Origin of the sequence: Exiguobacterium sp. s21 (assembly GCF_018617975.1) — a bacterium.
Classification (GTDB): domain Bacteria; phylum Bacillota; class Bacilli; order Exiguobacteriales; family Exiguobacteriaceae; genus Exiguobacterium; species Exiguobacterium mexicanum_A.
In genome coordinates this window covers 100,860-115,665 of record NZ_JACSLF010000003.1, presented here as the reverse complement: position 1 = coordinate 115,665, position 14,806 = coordinate 100,860, and the positions used below count along the sequence as shown (strand labels likewise).

Annotated in this window: 17 protein-coding genes; 9 read left to right on the top strand and 8 right to left on the bottom strand. The window is 53.9% G+C overall.

Features of this window, described 5'->3' with window-relative positions; translation table 11 throughout:
• The first annotated feature begins 63 nt into the window (after positions 1 to 63).
• The gene (locus tag KNP06_RS05160) at positions 64 to 444 is read left to right on the top strand and encodes a VOC family protein (protein ID WP_214788005.1); all 381 of its coding nucleotides are present in this window, start codon (positions 64 to 66) and stop codon (positions 442 to 444) included.
• 26 nt (positions 445 to 470) lie between these two features.
• Here the strand turns inward: KNP06_RS05160 and KNP06_RS05155 are convergent, their stop codons facing one another.
• Positions 471 to 776, bottom strand: a complete 306-nt coding sequence (locus tag KNP06_RS05155; protein ID WP_021066025.1) for a winged helix-turn-helix transcriptional regulator — start codon at positions 774 to 776, stop codon at positions 471 to 473.
• Positions 777 to 893: 117 nt separating this feature from the next.
• On the opposite strand from KNP06_RS05155, the gene KNP06_RS05150 reads away from it, so the two are divergent.
• Genes KNP06_RS05150 through KNP06_RS05135 form a run of 4 tightly spaced genes read left to right on the top strand, consistent with a single transcriptional unit; the run spans position 894 to position 3,871 of the window.
• Complete coding sequence (locus tag KNP06_RS05150) at positions 894 to 1,385, top strand: lactoylglutathione lyase family protein (protein WP_214711280.1); 492 nt, start codon at positions 894 to 896, stop codon at positions 1,383 to 1,385.
• A gap of 2 nt (positions 1,386 to 1,387) precedes the next feature.
• Positions 1,388 to 2,368, top strand: a complete 981-nt coding sequence (locus tag KNP06_RS05145; RefSeq protein WP_214711281.1) for a zinc-binding dehydrogenase — start codon at positions 1,388 to 1,390, stop codon at positions 2,366 to 2,368.
• A 49-nt stretch (positions 2,369 to 2,417) separates the two neighbouring features.
• Positions 2,418 to 3,476 carry a threonine aldolase family protein gene (locus KNP06_RS05140; RefSeq protein ID WP_214711282.1) on the top strand — a complete coding sequence of 353 codons (1,059 nt, stop codon included), beginning with the start codon at positions 2,418 to 2,420 and terminating at the stop codon, positions 3,474 to 3,476.
• Positions 3,477 to 3,499: 23 nt separating this feature from the next.
• Entirely contained in the window at positions 3,500 to 3,871 is a 372-nt protein-coding gene (locus KNP06_RS05135; RefSeq protein ID WP_214711283.1) for a YidH family protein, read from the top strand.
• A gap of 42 nt (positions 3,872 to 3,913) precedes the next feature.
• On the opposite strand, the gene KNP06_RS05130 is transcribed toward KNP06_RS05135, so the two are convergent.
• The 5 genes from KNP06_RS05130 to KNP06_RS05110 form a co-directional block, all read right to left on the bottom strand.
• Positions 3,914 to 4,414, bottom strand: a complete 501-nt coding sequence (locus tag KNP06_RS05130; RefSeq protein WP_138858704.1) for an SRPBCC family protein — start codon at positions 4,412 to 4,414, stop codon at positions 3,914 to 3,916.
• Between the two features lie 77 nt (positions 4,415 to 4,491).
• A complete protein-coding gene (gshAB, locus tag KNP06_RS05125; RefSeq protein ID WP_214711284.1) occupies positions 4,492 to 6,783 on the bottom strand; it encodes a bifunctional glutamate--cysteine ligase GshA/glutathione synthetase GshB in 2,292 nt (763 codons plus the stop codon).
• A complete protein-coding gene (locus KNP06_RS05120; protein WP_214711285.1) occupies positions 6,767 to 8,095 on the bottom strand; it encodes an MATE family efflux transporter in 1,329 nt (442 codons plus the stop codon). Before KNP06_RS05120 ends, gshAB begins: the two co-directional genes overlap by 17 nt.
• Positions 8,096 to 8,228: 133 nt before the next feature.
• Positions 8,229 to 8,693 (bottom strand): hypothetical protein, encoded by a 465-nt coding sequence (locus KNP06_RS05115; RefSeq protein ID WP_214711286.1) that lies wholly within the window; start codon positions 8,691 to 8,693, stop codon positions 8,229 to 8,231.
• Positions 8,690 to 8,899, bottom strand: a complete 210-nt coding sequence (locus KNP06_RS05110) for a helix-turn-helix transcriptional regulator (RefSeq protein WP_021066034.1) — start codon at positions 8,897 to 8,899, stop codon at positions 8,690 to 8,692. Before KNP06_RS05110 ends, KNP06_RS05115 begins: the two co-directional genes overlap by 4 nt.
• A gap of 118 nt (positions 8,900 to 9,017) precedes the next feature.
• On the opposite strand from KNP06_RS05110, the gene KNP06_RS05105 reads away from it, so the two are divergent.
• The 3 genes from KNP06_RS05105 to KNP06_RS05095 all read left to right on the top strand — a co-directional run bounded on the left by KNP06_RS05105 (position 9,018) and on the right by KNP06_RS05095 (position 12,329).
• On the top strand, positions 9,018 to 9,950 hold the full coding sequence (locus KNP06_RS05105) for a ring-cleaving dioxygenase (RefSeq protein ID WP_214711287.1): 933 nt from the start codon (positions 9,018 to 9,020) through the stop codon (positions 9,948 to 9,950).
• A gap of 59 nt (positions 9,951 to 10,009) precedes the next feature.
• A complete protein-coding gene (locus tag KNP06_RS05100; protein ID WP_251129680.1) occupies positions 10,010 to 10,477 on the top strand; it encodes a hypothetical protein in 468 nt (155 codons plus the stop codon).
• 202 nt (positions 10,478 to 10,679) lie between these two features.
• Entirely contained in the window at positions 10,680 to 12,329 is a 1,650-nt protein-coding gene (locus KNP06_RS05095) for an IS1182 family transposase (RefSeq protein ID WP_240731281.1), read from the top strand.
• Here the strand turns inward: KNP06_RS05095 and KNP06_RS05090 are convergent.
• Positions 12,316 to 12,771, bottom strand: coding sequence for an RrF2 family transcriptional regulator (locus tag KNP06_RS05090; RefSeq protein WP_214711060.1), 456 nt, complete (start codon positions 12,769 to 12,771; stop codon positions 12,316 to 12,318). The two genes, KNP06_RS05095 and KNP06_RS05090, sit on opposite strands and share 14 nt — an antisense overlap.
• A gap of 190 nt (positions 12,772 to 12,961) precedes the next feature.
• Here KNP06_RS05090 and KNP06_RS05085 point away from each other — a divergent pair, with 190 nt between their 5' ends.
• Positions 12,962 to 14,062 carry a globin domain-containing protein gene (locus KNP06_RS05085; protein ID WP_138858710.1) on the top strand — a complete coding sequence of 367 codons (1,101 nt, stop codon included), beginning with the start codon at positions 12,962 to 12,964 and terminating at the stop codon, positions 14,060 to 14,062.
• Between the two features lie 61 nt (positions 14,063 to 14,123).
• Here KNP06_RS05085 and KNP06_RS05080 read toward each other — a convergent pair whose 3' ends face one another.
• Positions 14,124 to 14,663, bottom strand: a complete 540-nt coding sequence (locus tag KNP06_RS05080; protein ID WP_214711061.1) for a hypothetical protein — start codon at positions 14,661 to 14,663, stop codon at positions 14,124 to 14,126.
• Positions 14,664 to 14,806 lie beyond the last annotated feature (143 nt).

Sequence of the window (14,806 nt, the reverse complement as noted above, 5' to 3'; positions counted from 1 at the left end):
CACAAGCAATATGTAATGCTACACTCATCATAGCACCACCAACTTGGAAAATGAGGTGATCACATGGGAATCAAGCTAGATATGATTGGCATCGTCGTCGAAGACATGAAACGGGCGCTCGATTTTTACCGTTTGCTCGGCCTGTCGATCTCGGATGCGATGGATGGGGAAGCGCACGTCGAGGTCGATGACGGCGGTGTCCGGCTCGCCTTCGATACGGTCGAAGTGGCCGAATCGGTGTATGGGGAATGGAAACCGGCGACGGGGCACCGGATCGAACTCGCCTTCTTGTGCGACAGTCGGGATGAACTGGATGCGTGCTATGAAGCGATTGTCGGGCACGGCTATGCCTCACATCGCGAACCGTGGGATGCGTTTTGGGGACAACGTTATGCCATCGTCATCGACCCGGATGGAAACCTCATCAGTCTATTCGCCGCATGACAAAACCCTCGCCGGATGGCGAGGGTTTATTCGTCGTGTGTCTCGCCCCAAGAGCAGAGCGCCTTCATCGCCGGTTGTAGGCTGAACGCTTCCTCGGTGAGCGAATATTCGACGTGCAGCTGTTTCTCGGTCGAATAGTCGATGCGGCGGACCATGCCAAGTTGTTCGAGTTCACGGAGTTGGTCGGTCAACACCTTGCGGCTGACGTCAGGGATGGCGCGTTGAATCTCTGAGAAGCGGCGCGGGCCGTTCTCGAGCGTACAGTACACCTGAGGCCGCCATTTACCGCCGATGATGTCGAGCGCCTTATTGACAGGGAACGGGGTCGTCATGTTCAATTCGCCTCGCTTTCGGGTAGTTACTTGAATGTGCGTACTTTTTTTATTGCTTCGATGAAGGTATCGTATCGTTATCCATCAAATTGAGCAAACAAAAAGGAGCAGATGACAGTGACATATCCACGTACATTCTCACATATCGGGCTATCGGTCCCGAGTGTGACCGAAGCAGTTAAATTTTATGAGGACGTGATGGGCTGGTACACCATCATGCAACCATCGGACGTCGTCGAGGACGACTCGCCGATCGGTGTCATGTGCACGGACGTATTCGGACCGGGCTGGGGCAGCTTCAGAATCGCCCACATGTCGACGGGTGATAAGATTGGCATCGAGCTGTTCGAGTTCCCAAACAATGAGAAGCCGGAGAATAATTTCGAGTTTTGGAAGACGGGTATTTTCCACTATTGTGTTCAAGACCCGGACATCGAAGGGCTCGTTGAGAAAATCGTCGCCCATGGCGGAAAACAACGGATGCCAATCCGGGAATATTACCCGGGCGATAAACCGTACCGGATGGTGTATTGTGAAGACCCGTTCGGCAACCTCGTCGAAATCTACTCGCATTTTTATGAACTGACGTATTCGGAAGGAGCGTATTGAGCATGAAGGCTTGGCTACTTGATCAACCTGGATTAGAACATCTATACATCGGTGAGGTGGAGCGACCGACACCAGATGCGGGCGAACTGCTCATCAAAGTCGAAGCGGTCGCCTTGAACCCGGTCGACTATAAAGTCGGCACGAACGGCAACCCGAACTGGTCGTACCCACACATTCTCGGCGTCGACCTGGTCGGGGAAGTCGTCGAAGTCGGTTCGAGCATCGCCAATATCATTACCGGTTCACGTGTCGCCGTCCATACGAGCCTTGGAAACAACGGCGGTTTCGCCGAGTATGCGGTCGTCGATGCGCGCGCTTGCGCCGTCGTTCCGCCGGACGTGAGCGACGAGGCCGCTGCGGCGATCCTCTGTGCCGGCATGACGGCGTATGAGGCCATCATGCAGAAGTTGAACACACGCGACAAAGAGACGATTCTCGTCCACGCCGGAGCGGGCGGGGTCGGCGGTTACGCGATTCAACTTGCCAAAAAACTTGGGCTTAAAGTGTTCACGACGGCATCACCGGAGAACTTTGACTGGGTCACATCACTCGGTGCCGACGTCGCCATCGACTATAACGTCGAGGACGTGACGGAGAAAATCATGGAGCACACGGACGGTCGTGGGGTCGACCTGATTTTGAACACGGTCGGACGTGACGTGGCGACGGCGGACCTCGACCGGCTCGCGTTCAGTGGACAGCTCGCTTATATCGCCGGTCCACCTGACATGTCGAACATGAAAGGGTTCACGCTGTCGCCGTCGATTCATGAAGTCGCCCTCGGTGCGGCCCATGCGAGTGAGAACGAGCGGGCCATCCGTAACTTGTCGTATATGGCCGAAGAGATGATGAAGCTACTCGAGGCGGGTGAATTGAACGACCTCGTTACGGACGTTTTGCCATTTGAACAGTTAAAAGATGGCTTGGAACAGCTACAAACACGAAAAGTACGCGGCAAATTAATCGTCCGCATGCGCGACTAACTGATGGCCTCCTGTCTATGGACAGGGGGCTTCTTGTGGAGGGGATGACATGGATTTACGGACATCGTATCAACAGACGTCACATCAACTGAGCGGTCACGGGAAACGAACTGTCGGCGTCTTGCAACAGGCGTTCGCTGAGGTCGACCCGAATCAGGTGAGCGACCACTATGGGACAGGCGAGGTCATCATGCGGTTCGAGCAAAAAATGGCGCAAGAACTGGGTATGGAGGATGCGATTTTCTTCCCGAGCGGCACGATGGCACAACAAATCGCCTTACGGATTTGGGCGGACGAGACCGAAAATCGAAACGTCGCCTATCATCCGCTCTGTCACTTGGAGATTCACGAACAGGACGGGTTGAAGGAGTTGCATCACCTCGAACCGATTTTGCTTGGGGATGACGACCGGTTGATGACGCTCGACGAAGTGAAGGCGTTACCGGATGTCGCCTGCCTGTTGATTGAGTTACCACAACGGGAACTCGGCGGTTACTTACCGTCATTTACTGAACTTGAGGCGATTAGTCATTTGTGCCAGGAGCGAGGGATTCGTCTGCATCTAGATGGAGCGCGCCTCCTCGAGACGCTCCCATATTATGAGAAGACAGCGGAGGAAGTATGTGCGTTGTTCGATAGCGTCTACGTCTCATTCTATAAAGGCATCGGCGGTATTGCAGGTGCCATCTTAGCAGGACCTAAACCGTTCTGTGACGAGGCGAGAATATGGAAACGGCGGTACGGCGGTGACTTGATTGGACTGTACCCGTACATCATCCCGGCTGACTATTACTACGAGCTACGGAAAGACCGAATGGGGATGTATGTCGAGCAGACGAAGGAACTGGCGCGCCGCTTCAATGCGCTCGACGGAGTGTGGACGACACCGGAAGTCCCGGTGACGAACATGTTCCATCTTCATCTCGAAGGGGACGACGAAGCGGTCGCGGCACGGATTCAATCCGTTCAAGAGACGACAGGGGTCGGCGTCACGGGCTATCTCGTATCACATGACGACTATTGTTCGACCGAGATCAGTATCGGGGATGCGTATGGAGAGATTGATGAACATCAACTCAATCGATTATTCGAACAATTAGAGCAATGATGAGCTAGAAAGAAGGGATATCGGTGAAACTAGATTTAGAGAAGACGGTCGATTCGCAGTACATCCAGCAACATCTCGCCAATGAGCGGACGTTCCTCGCCTGGATTCGGACGGCCATCACGGTCATCGGAATCGGCTTTCTCGTGACGAACTTCCACTACTATCGAAGTGAAAATTTGAACGGGGCCGAGCACCAATTGATTACGGCGATCGGCATCTTGTCGATCATCTTTGGGATCGCGACGATCCTCGTCGGGACCCGGTCGTATTTGAAAAAGGTGCATACGATCAACTCTCAGCAGTTCAAATCGGCGAAGATGAGCCTTGTCGCGCTCGCCATCGGGATGGTTTTCATTTTCACGTTGATTTTGATTGTCAGTTACTTTTTATTTTGACGACAAACAAGCACCGTGCCTCGAGAGGGACGGTGCTTGTTGTTATCGAGAGATGATGGCGTCGAGCCGTTCGAGTTGCGAAGAGAAGCCTTCGACGGCCCCCATCTCGACGACTTGCTGGAGCGACTCGGCGTCCGTGAATTCGGAGCGGCTGATGAACAGTGTGCCGTTCGGGATGTCGACAAACTCGTTCGTGATCGTCATGACGGGAAGTTCGGGATTGACGTGTCCGTCCGCGTCCGAAAATGCGTCCGTATAGACGATTTTTCGGTGCGGATCGATTTCGAGGAACGTCGATTTCCCCCATGACTCCATACCGTAATAGTCACCCTGCTCCTTGTCGACACACGTCATTTTGTAATGCCATGTGCCACCTGGTTCGAACTCGAACGTACGAACCTCTGTCTTCCATCCGGCCGGTCCCCACCATGCTTCGAGGTGGGCTGGTGTTGAGAATGCCTCAAACACGAGCGCACGCGGCGCGTTAAAACTGCGTTCGACGACTAATGTTTTGCCTTCGATTTGAGATTTCACTTTTTCCATTAGAAAGACCCCTTTCTCGAGAAAGAAGATACATCTGTCTGATCAATGTAGTCTCTATTCCCGATTCATGGACCTCTTCAACCTCTTCCGTCAAATAACAAATCGAGCACGGTCTCGCCGATCGGTCGTTCCTTGCCTTCGTACGGGAAGGCGTGGATATGGATGGCCGGATTGAAGTTCAGCTCGATGATGCCGTAGTCACCTTCACGCGCGAGCGACGGAATCATCATGTCGACGCCGCATATCGTCGCGCCAATCGCTCGGGCTGACTCGACCGCGATCCGTTTGTATGAATCGGAAATCTGGTCTGTATAGTCGATACTGTCACCGCCCGTGCTGATGTTCGAGTTCTCACGAAGGAAGACGAGTTCGCCATCGGCGAGGACACTGTCTGGCGTCTTGCCTTGTGGACGCAGGAACGCGACGACGATGTCATCGATGTCAATTTTTTCGAGCGGTGTCTTATAGCCTTTCCCGCGGAGCGGATCCTCATTCTTTTTGGCGACGAGTTCACGAATCGTCGATACGCCGTCCCCGGTCACGTTCGCCGGGATACGGTGTAAAATGCCTGCGACCTCGTCACCGATGACGAGGAAACGATATTCTTTCCCGGGTAGGAACGTCTCGAGCAGGACGACGTCGTCAAACGCAAGAGCGTGACGAAACGCCTCGAGCGCCTCCTCGAACGTCGTCCCGTCCTTGAAGATGTGAATGCCGATCCCGAAGTTCGTCGATTTTGGTTTCAAGACGATTGGTTCATTCGCGAACATAGTCCAGGCGTCCTGTAAATCGGCTTCACTGCGGAGTTCGATTCCTCCCGGAACGCGGATGCCATGTTCGGCGAGCACGTGTTTCGTCACCGTCTTATTTTCCATCATGAGGACCGACACGTAGTTGTCTTTCGACGTCTTCGTCGCTTGTTTGACGTACTCGGTCTGGTTGCCGTTCCGGATTCGGATGAACTGATCATCCCGGTCAATCACGTCGACGGCATAGCCGCGTTTCAGGGCCGCCTTCATCAAAATCTGCGTCGACAGCTCCATATCCGTGTAGCCGTGCATCCGGAACCGGTTAGCGTATGCGTCTTGATAGAACAGTTCGGCTTGTCGGAGCGACCACTTTGTATAGCCGTCTGTCATCATGGCGGAGGTGAGGCGTGACGCGTAAGTCGCCTCGACACGGTTAATCCGATTCCGGACAGAGGCGAAGACATCGTCGAACCCGAGGGTGTACCGTTCATTGAACGCTTCAATTTCGTCGAGCAAATCGCGTGCGTACGTCTGAAGTGGCACCGCCTCGCCATTGCGGTACAGCATGAGTGTTGGCGATAGACCTTCTTTCGCGACGCGTTGCTGGTTGTGGAACGCCTCGGCCTGCCAATCCACAAATCGTGTCTCGTCTTTCAACGTCAAGTAGAGCAAGAAGACGTGCAAGAACTTCAAATCGGACAGGGCGATACCGGTCTTCTCGAACGGGTTCAAATCGATATTGCGAATCTCGATGTAATCGATGCCGTTCGTCTCGAGTCGTTCCAAGTCATTGCCTCCTCGTGACGTCTTCAACCGAATCGGAGAGTAGAGCTCGTTCGGGTTGGCGATGTCGCCTTGAACGATGAAGCGACGCACGCTCGCGGTGTAGTCTGAGAGTGTTGAATAGTCCGGATAGAGCGGCTCGACATTCGTGTAGCCGCAGTCACTATTCCGGTACGACAACGCCGTCGTATTCGAATACACGTCCTCGCTGAGTGCCTGCATTTGACTGACGCAACGTTCTTCATAGCTCGTATGGACAGCCGGTGTCCCGCCTAACAGATAGACGACGAGCCAACGCGTCCGTAAATAGTTGCGGACGAGTTTTAAATAAAGGTCGTTCTTGAAACGGTCGTAGCGTTCCGGCGATCCTTCATAGAGGGCGGCAATCAACTCGTCTGCGAACGAGAAGTTGAAATGGATGCCCGAGATGAGCTGTTTCTTCGCCCCGTATTTTTGGAGCAGGTGTTCCCGATAGCGGCCGGCCTCGAGTCCTGAATTGCCGAAATCCGCGAGCGGGATGACCCCACCGTCCGGAAGCGCGCACGGCATCGACTGTGGCCAAAGCCGTTCATCGCCGATGTTCAGTGCCGTGATGTCGTACAGTGTCTCTAAGAAATTGTGCGCCGCTTCGACGGTCGGAAACGTCGGGGTAATCAGCTCGATCTGACTTTCCGAGAAGTCGGTCGTAATATACGGGTGCGTCGCCTTGTCACCGAGTCCTGCCGGATGCTTCGTTACGGCGAGCGTCCCTTCAGGTGTCACGCGGAGCATTTCACGCTCGATGGCGAAACGCCCGTGCAACAGTTGTTTGGTTAGTTGATTAAATTGCTTCTGCAAGGGAACTCACTTCCTTTTTCATTAGTCGGACATAGAGTACGGAGACGAGCCCTTTGACGATGCTTGAGATGGCGATGCTCCACCAGATGGCATCGAGACCGAGATAGGGCTCGAGGGCAAGCGCGAGCGGGATGCGGGCGACGGTGAAGACGATCGAGATCGTCGCTGGGATTTTAGGGAGTCCGAGCCCCGAGAAATAACCGTTCCCGATCATCTCGAAGGAGGCGAAGATGAGCGAGATTCCGATGATCCGTAAATAACTCGCGCCGATTTCGATTGTTCTCGGATCATCGACGAACAGCCCGATTAGGACGTCCGGTACGAATAAAAACACGAGGGTGATCAGCCCGGTATACAAGACACCGAGTCGTGTCGTCACCCGGTAGCCTTCATGGACCCGGTCCACTTTGCGGGCGCCGAGATTTTGCCCCGTGTAACTTGCGATGGCACCGTTCAGTCCACCAATCATCATATAGGCGATCGACTCGATTTGAAGCCCGATGCGCTGGGCCGCGATCGCTTCGGTCCCGTATGAGCCGATCATGCGGGCGAGGAAAATGCTGATGACCGTGAACAAGACGCGCTGGGTCGCCATCGGGAAACCGAGGCGAAGAATTTCTCTATAGTCCGTGCGATTTGGTTCGACCGTCTCTTCCCAATCGAACAAAGCGCGGGCCCGGTGCCAGAAGAAACCGAACATGACGACGTTCGCGACGAGCGTCGCGAGACCGGCTCCGACGACGCCGAGTCCGAGCGGATAGATGAAGAGCGGTGACAGGATCATATTGAGGGTGACCCCGGTCGCGTTGATACGCATCGCCGTCGTCGTATTGCCATAGGCACTGAACAGACGGGCGAACAGCAAGTTGAAGAACGAGAACACGAGCATCGGTGCACTGACGAGCAAATAGCTGTAAGCCAATCGTTCGACAGCCGGTGCGTCCATGTTCAAAAAGCCGATAAGCGCCTGGCCGAACGCGGCGAGGACGGTGACGAATAACAGGCCGAGACCAAGGTTCATCCGCCTCCCGGCCCGGACGTAGCGCTGAATCAACGCCTGATCCCGCCGTCCGACGGCTTGCGACACTTTGATGCCGGCGCCGACGACGATAAGGGATTGAATCGCCTGACCGAGCATGATATAAAAGCTGGCCGCGCCGATGCTGGCGACGGCGTCGCTACCGAGCGCACCGACCCAGAACATATCGACGAGACTATACGTGAACTGTAAAAGCGAACTGCCGACGAGCGGGAGGGCAAGCGCCACGATGACGCGTTGAACCTGACCGGTCGTCAAATCGATGGTTTTCACGATGAAAGACCCCTTCAATACATTTAGTATATAACCGTTTAGTTATATATAAGCACGACGTGACCGAATTCGCAATCGTAGGGAACGACTCGACGAAAAATCGACACAAAAAAAGGAATTCGAGGTGAATTCCTTAACGGGTATAGGCGCGGATCCAAGTCGTCATATAGACGAGTGTCGAGATGATCAGTGTCGAGGCGAGCGCGTAAATCGGATAGGCTGGGAGCGCGTTCTCGAACAGCGGATAAAACATGAACGACGCCATGAGGAGCGGTACGGTGATCCCGAATGAGACGTAGGCCGCTTTCGTCGCTTTCGCCGTGATAATCTGTTCCCGCTCGTCGACTTCGCTAAATTCCGTCATCCGGACCGACCATTGGCCGAAGCTTAAGTTTTGGTTCGGGCGTGTCTTGAACGAATAGATTGTCCAAATGATAAAGAAGCCGACTAACAGCAAGAGCGGTAACAGGTTAAACTCAATCTCGAATCGGTCGGTCTCGATGACGGTCGACACGTTAGACAAGAACGAACTGAACAGAAAAGCCATCAGGACATACAAGATGATGCTGGAGATGGATTGGATGACGACGTGTTTCAATTTGTTTCCTCCTCGATTGTGAAAATAGATTCGACCGGTTCCTCGAACACGCGGGCGATTTGCATCGCCAGCAGAAGCGACGGGGTGTAGCTCCCCTTTTCGAGCGAGATGATCGTCTGTCTCGTCACACCGACCTTGGCTGCCAAGTCGCCTTGGGTCAATTGATGCCGGGCCCGCAACTCTTTGACGCGATTGATTAATGGCATGCCGCCACCTCATTTCTTGTTTCTATCTTCATTGTAAGTAAACTTTACTTAATGTAAAGCTAACTTTACTTATTTGTGGATGGTACAATATAATCAAAGTTGAAAGGGGAGAAGTCGGATGAAGGCGATTTTAGGACAACATCACGTATCGGCGATGACAGGGGACGCGTTGAAGAACTTGCGATTCTATGCGGAGGTACTCGGGATGCGACTTGTCAAAAAGACGGTCAACCAAGACGATCCATCAATGTATCACTTGTTTTACGCAGATGAATCGGGGACACCGGGGACGGATTTGACGTTCTTCGAGCTGCCTTTTCTCGGGCAAACGTATAAAGGGTCGAGCAGCATCTCGCGGACAGCGCTTCGGGTGCCGGACGGGGCATTGTCGTACTGGCTTGAGCGATTTTTCGAATTCGATGTACTCCATGATCCGGTCGAGGAAGTGCTCGGTCGTCCGACGCTTTACTTCGAGGACGAGGAGGGGCAACGGCTCTGTCTCGTCGAGGGCGGATCAGGGACGCCGCGGAAAAACGGACCGGTGCCGGCAGACGTCGCCGTCTTCGGCCTCGGATTTAGCGAGTGGACGGTGCGGCGAATTGAGAAGACGGAGCGGGTACTGACGGACGTGCTTGGTTATCGGTTCACGTCCGAGTTCGAACGGAACGGCCAATCGGTTCGTGTGTTCGAGACGGGGGACGGGGGTGTGGCGACCGAGATTCATCTCGTCGACCGTCCAGATTTACCGTCGGAGCGTCCAGGACGAGGCAGTGTCCACCACATCGCGATCCGCGTCGAGGATGACGACGAGATGGCGCGTTGGGTCGAGCGGCTCGATTCATTCGGCATCAGTCATTCGGGCCTGATCGACCGTTATTATTTCAAATCGATTTATTTCCGTGAGCCGAGCGGGATTTTAGTGGAACTCGCGACGGACGGGCCGGGCTTTGCGACCGATGAGCCGGTCGAGTCACTCGGGGAACGCTTGGCGCTGCCGCCGTTTCTCGAGCCGCGACGAGCTGAAATCGAGGCGAAGTTGAAACCGCTATAATTGGTTACACGGCTAACATAAGTGAGAGGATGAAACGATTGGACGAGCAGGAGGTCAATTTGGTCATTTCTAAACTGTTAGGGGACCTCATCGAGAAATATCCTCCGTATCAATGGGTCAAAACAGTAGAGTCGTTTCCACACCCCTACCAATTCAATAAAGTCAGCTATGACTATTCTGGGGACGTTGAGCCGATGACGAAGGAAGTGTTTCAAACCATCGTAAAAAACCTTGGAGAAAAAGAATGGTACTCGTCTCCATTTGAGGAGTTGTTGCACAACATCCATATTAATCAATGGAAACCGACTTTCATCTCAAATTTCGGAAGGGATTGGATATCTTATCACGATTTGCTTCAAGACGCATATGATGACTGGAAGTATGGACACTTCGAGTTGTACGATGAGGACGGGAATGAACTTGATGAAAGCCTCGAGATTGATTTGAACAATTGTTTATATCATTTCCTGGAATATACTTCTCCTGAGTTATACGTGAAGAAAATTATGAAGCGTTGGTGGGGATGACATGCAAACATCATACCGACATACAAAGAGGCTGGGACATAACTCAGTAGATTTATAACAAAGAGGCCCCCGGGAGCGACTTGTTCGCTCCCGGGGGCCTCTTGTCATTTTTATGGGTTCGTGCACACATTTTGGACTAAACAGATAGGGGCGACCTTTGATAAAGTTAAAGTGACCAAACCATAACTTTGGAGGTGCCCCCATGTACAAAGAGTATACCATGAACCAATTGGTTTTGCCCCTAGATTTAGAAGTCCGTCTCCAGGAAAACGATATCGCCTTCGCCGTCCACGATCTCGTCGAACAGATCCCCGACGAGGCCTTCGAGCCGTTCTGGCGAACGACGGGCTGCCCGGCCTATCATCCACGCATGATGATGAAGATCGTCCTTTGCGCCTACACGCAGTCCGCTTTCTCGGGCCGAAAGATCGAAGGCCTACTCAAGGACAGCCTTCGGATGATGTGGCTCGCCCAGGGCCACGAGCCGAGTTATCGGACGATCAACCGTTTCCGTGTCCACCCGGCCGTCGCCCCGATCCTGAAGGCCGCGTTCGTCGCCTTCAGATGCCATCTCGTCGAGACCGGCGAGATCGACGAGGAGGCGATCTTCATCGACGGCACGAAGATCGAGGCGAACGCCAACCGTTATACGTTCGTCTGGCGGAGGGCGATCGAGCGATACAGCGCCGCGCTCGTCGAGAAGTCGAACCAACTGTACGACGAACTGATGGCCGACCAGGTCATCCCCGAAATCGAACGGGAGAGCCCGGACGCGCTCTCGGTCCAAGAACTCGAACAGGTTGCCGCACGACTCGAAGAAAAAATCGAGGCCATCGACGAAGAGATCGCCTCGACGACCGACGTCGCCGAACGGAAACGATTGCGTGCGGAACGGAAGGTGCCCCGTCGTCTCCACAAACAGGCCGCCGATTTCGCCGCCCGGAAACGCCGATATGAGGAGCACATGGCCATCTTCGGCACACGGAACAGTTACTCGAAGACCGACAGGGACGCGACGTTCATGCGGATGAAAGAAGATCACATGAAGAACGGCCAACTGAAGCCCGGCTACAACGTCCAGATCGCAACCGAAGGTCAGTACACGCTCGCCTATGACGTCTATCCGAACCCGACCGACATGAAGACGTTGATCCCGTTCCTCGACGAGGTCGAAACGTTCCTCGACCTGCCCGCCCATATCGTCGCCGACGCGGGATACGGGAGCCAGCCGAACTACACAGACATCCTCGAGCGCCGGGGGCGCCTGCCCTTGATCCCGCACACGATGTACCGGAAGGAACAGAAGAAGAAATGGCGCGAGGACCCGTTCAACATCGCGAACTGGGCGTACGATGGCGAGACCGACACGTTCACGTGCCCGGACGGGAGACGGCTCCCGTTCAGCCATGAGTCCCAAAGGACCGACCGGGACGGCTTCACCCGCGACTTCCGTGTGTACGAGTGCGAGAGCTGCGACGGCTGCCCGTTCCGAGAGTCGTGCACGAAGGCCGAACCGGGGAGACACCGCCAGGTCAGCGTGAACGGGGCCTGGGAAGAACAAAAACATATGATGAGAACGCTGCTTTCGGATGAGAAAACCGGTGCCCTCTACGCCCGACGTAAGACGGACGTGGAACCAGTTTTTGGATATCTGAAGGCCAATTTGGGTTTCACCCGCTTCTCCGTCAGGGGAAAACAGCGCGTGAAACGCGAGCTCGGCTTCGCCCTCATGGCGGTGAACCTACGGAAGTTCATCGCCAAAGGCATCGGGGGAAGTGCAAAGAAGGGGTCCGGCCACCGAAAATCGGTGACCGGACCCCTCTTTTTATTAAAAAGCTTTAAAGCCGGCTAGTTATGTCCCAGCCTCTTTGTATGCCTAGCAACATGGCGAGTTCGTTCGTCCGGTTGGCGACGAGGTCGGCGATTGTGTAGCGGTCGAGCACGTGCAGGAAGGCGAGCATCGCCTCGTTCAAGACGCTCCGCAAATCGCATGCGGGCGCGATGACACATCGTCCTTCGCCGAAACATTCGACGAGCTCGAACGGTTCCATCGTCCGGACGACGTCGCCGACGTTGATGTCCTCCATCGGTCGGGCGAGCCGGAAGCCGCCACCACGGCCACGCACCGATTCGAGATAACCGTGCTTGCCGAGCTCATAGACGACTTTCATGACGTGATTCTTTGAAATCTGATATTGGTCCGCCACTTCTTGAATCGTTACGAGACGATGGGAGAACGTGGCGCTATACATGAGTGTTCGGAGTGCGTAATCGCACGTTTGCGTGAGCCGCATGATGTTTCACCTCTTCATCCGTTCATTGTACAAGACATCTGACGAAAGCGCGACGATGGAAGATGTGAAAAAAGCGTGGCGGATTCAAGGCGGAAATTTGAACTTGTGTCTAAACAAGTATTTTATATATTGCTTTTGAAGTGACTTACCTCACATAATGGACGTGTACTTTCAAAAAGGGGGAAACAATATGTTAGATCAACAAACCATGGATATCGTCAAAGCAACCGCACCGGTCTTGAAAGACCACGGCGTTGCCATCACGAGTCACTTCTATAAGCGCATGTTCGAAAACAACCCAGAAGTCCGCCACTTCTTCAACCATACGAACCAAAAACGCGGTCGTCAGCCAGAGGCGCTCGCCAACGCTGTCTACGCGGCAGCCGTCCATATCGATCGTCTCGAAGCGATTCTTCCAGCCATCCAACCGGCGCTTCATAAACATAAGAGCTTGAACATCCGTCCGGAACATTATCCGATTGTCGGCGAGAACTTACTCGGCGCGATTCAAGACGTGCTCGGTGAAGCAGCCACGCCGGACATCATTGACGCGTGGGCGAAAGCATATGGTGTCATCGCCGACGTCTTCATCTCACTCGAGAAACAGATGTATGCCGATGCGCCATGGATCGGTTTCAAACCGTTCACGGTCGCTGAAGTGATCGAAGACACGCCGGAAGTGAAACGATTCCGGATCAAAGCGAACGATGGCGTCGTCGGGACGGCCATCCCAGGTCAATACATCTCGGTCCAAGCCCGTATCGCTGGGGAAGACATCTTGCACCATCGTCAATATAGCGTCGTCGAGACGACAGAAGACGGCTACTGGATCGCTCCGAAGGCGGAAGGTCTCGTCTCAAACTGGCTCCATGAGCAGACGGTCGGCACGGAAATTCCAGTGAGTGCCCCAGCTGGCGAATTTGTCCTCGAAGAGACAGATCGTCCGCTCACACTCGTCGCTGGCGGCATCGGCATCACACCGCTCTTCAACATGGCGAAAACGGCACTCGGCCAAGGGCGTTCAGTCACGTTATTGCACGCGGTTCGCAGCACGAACCTCCGTCCGCTCGGTGAAGAGCTCGATGAACTCGTAAACGCTGGTCTCCAGCTCATCACACACGTCGATGACGTATCAGGCTGCATGAGTGCGACACAACTCGAAGCACTTGATGTCGAGGGACACGACGTCTACACGTGCGGTCCGACCGCGATGATGGAGACGGTCGTCCAAACGATTCCACAAGCCCGTTATGAGTTCTTCGGTCCATCGGCCGTACTTGCCAAAGCATAAGAAAAGACGACTGCCAAAACAGTCGTCACATCACCGCAGACCGGTCATCGGTTTGCGGTTTTTATAATTGTTCAGAATGAAGCACATTTCTGTCGCCGTCGAGCGTCTCAAGTGTCTCGAATCTACCCCGTTGTGATTCACCGAGCGTGATCAAATAAGACATGACGTACCCTTCGCCTCGAGGGTCGTTCACGGTGTATGTCTCGCTCCAATCCGAACCGCTCAGTCGCACGTAAGACACATCTTCCGGTTTTTCGTTGAAGCGAATCCCGATGTATTCATCAGTCGTATTGCCAAAGTGAATCGAATCGAATGGTTTTTCTTCAATCGTGTCCCATGTCGACACGTTGAAGCCTCCATCTGAATTCATGATACCGAGACCGAGAATCGTCTCGTCTTCATTCGTAAATAAGACGACGGTGCTGCCTTCTACGTATGTGTACCAGCCTTGGGCGGTCATGTGCTCATGCAGTTTTTGTTGCGCCTGTGCCAAAGGTTGTTTTCGTTGCTCGTCCTGATAATACCCGACGCCGGCCGTGACCGAAATCGCGATGACGATGAGCATGCCCATCAGCAATAGTACGAGTCCACGTTTTGACATCTTTCTCCCCCTTGCCTCAATTTTGATTTCAGATTAATGAATGGTGTCGAGAACTTGCCCATGTTGTTTTAACGTTTGAAGGGTAAAGCTCTTCTTTGGGGCGTTATCTAATATGATGATGTGGGTTGTAGAAAAGTCGTCAT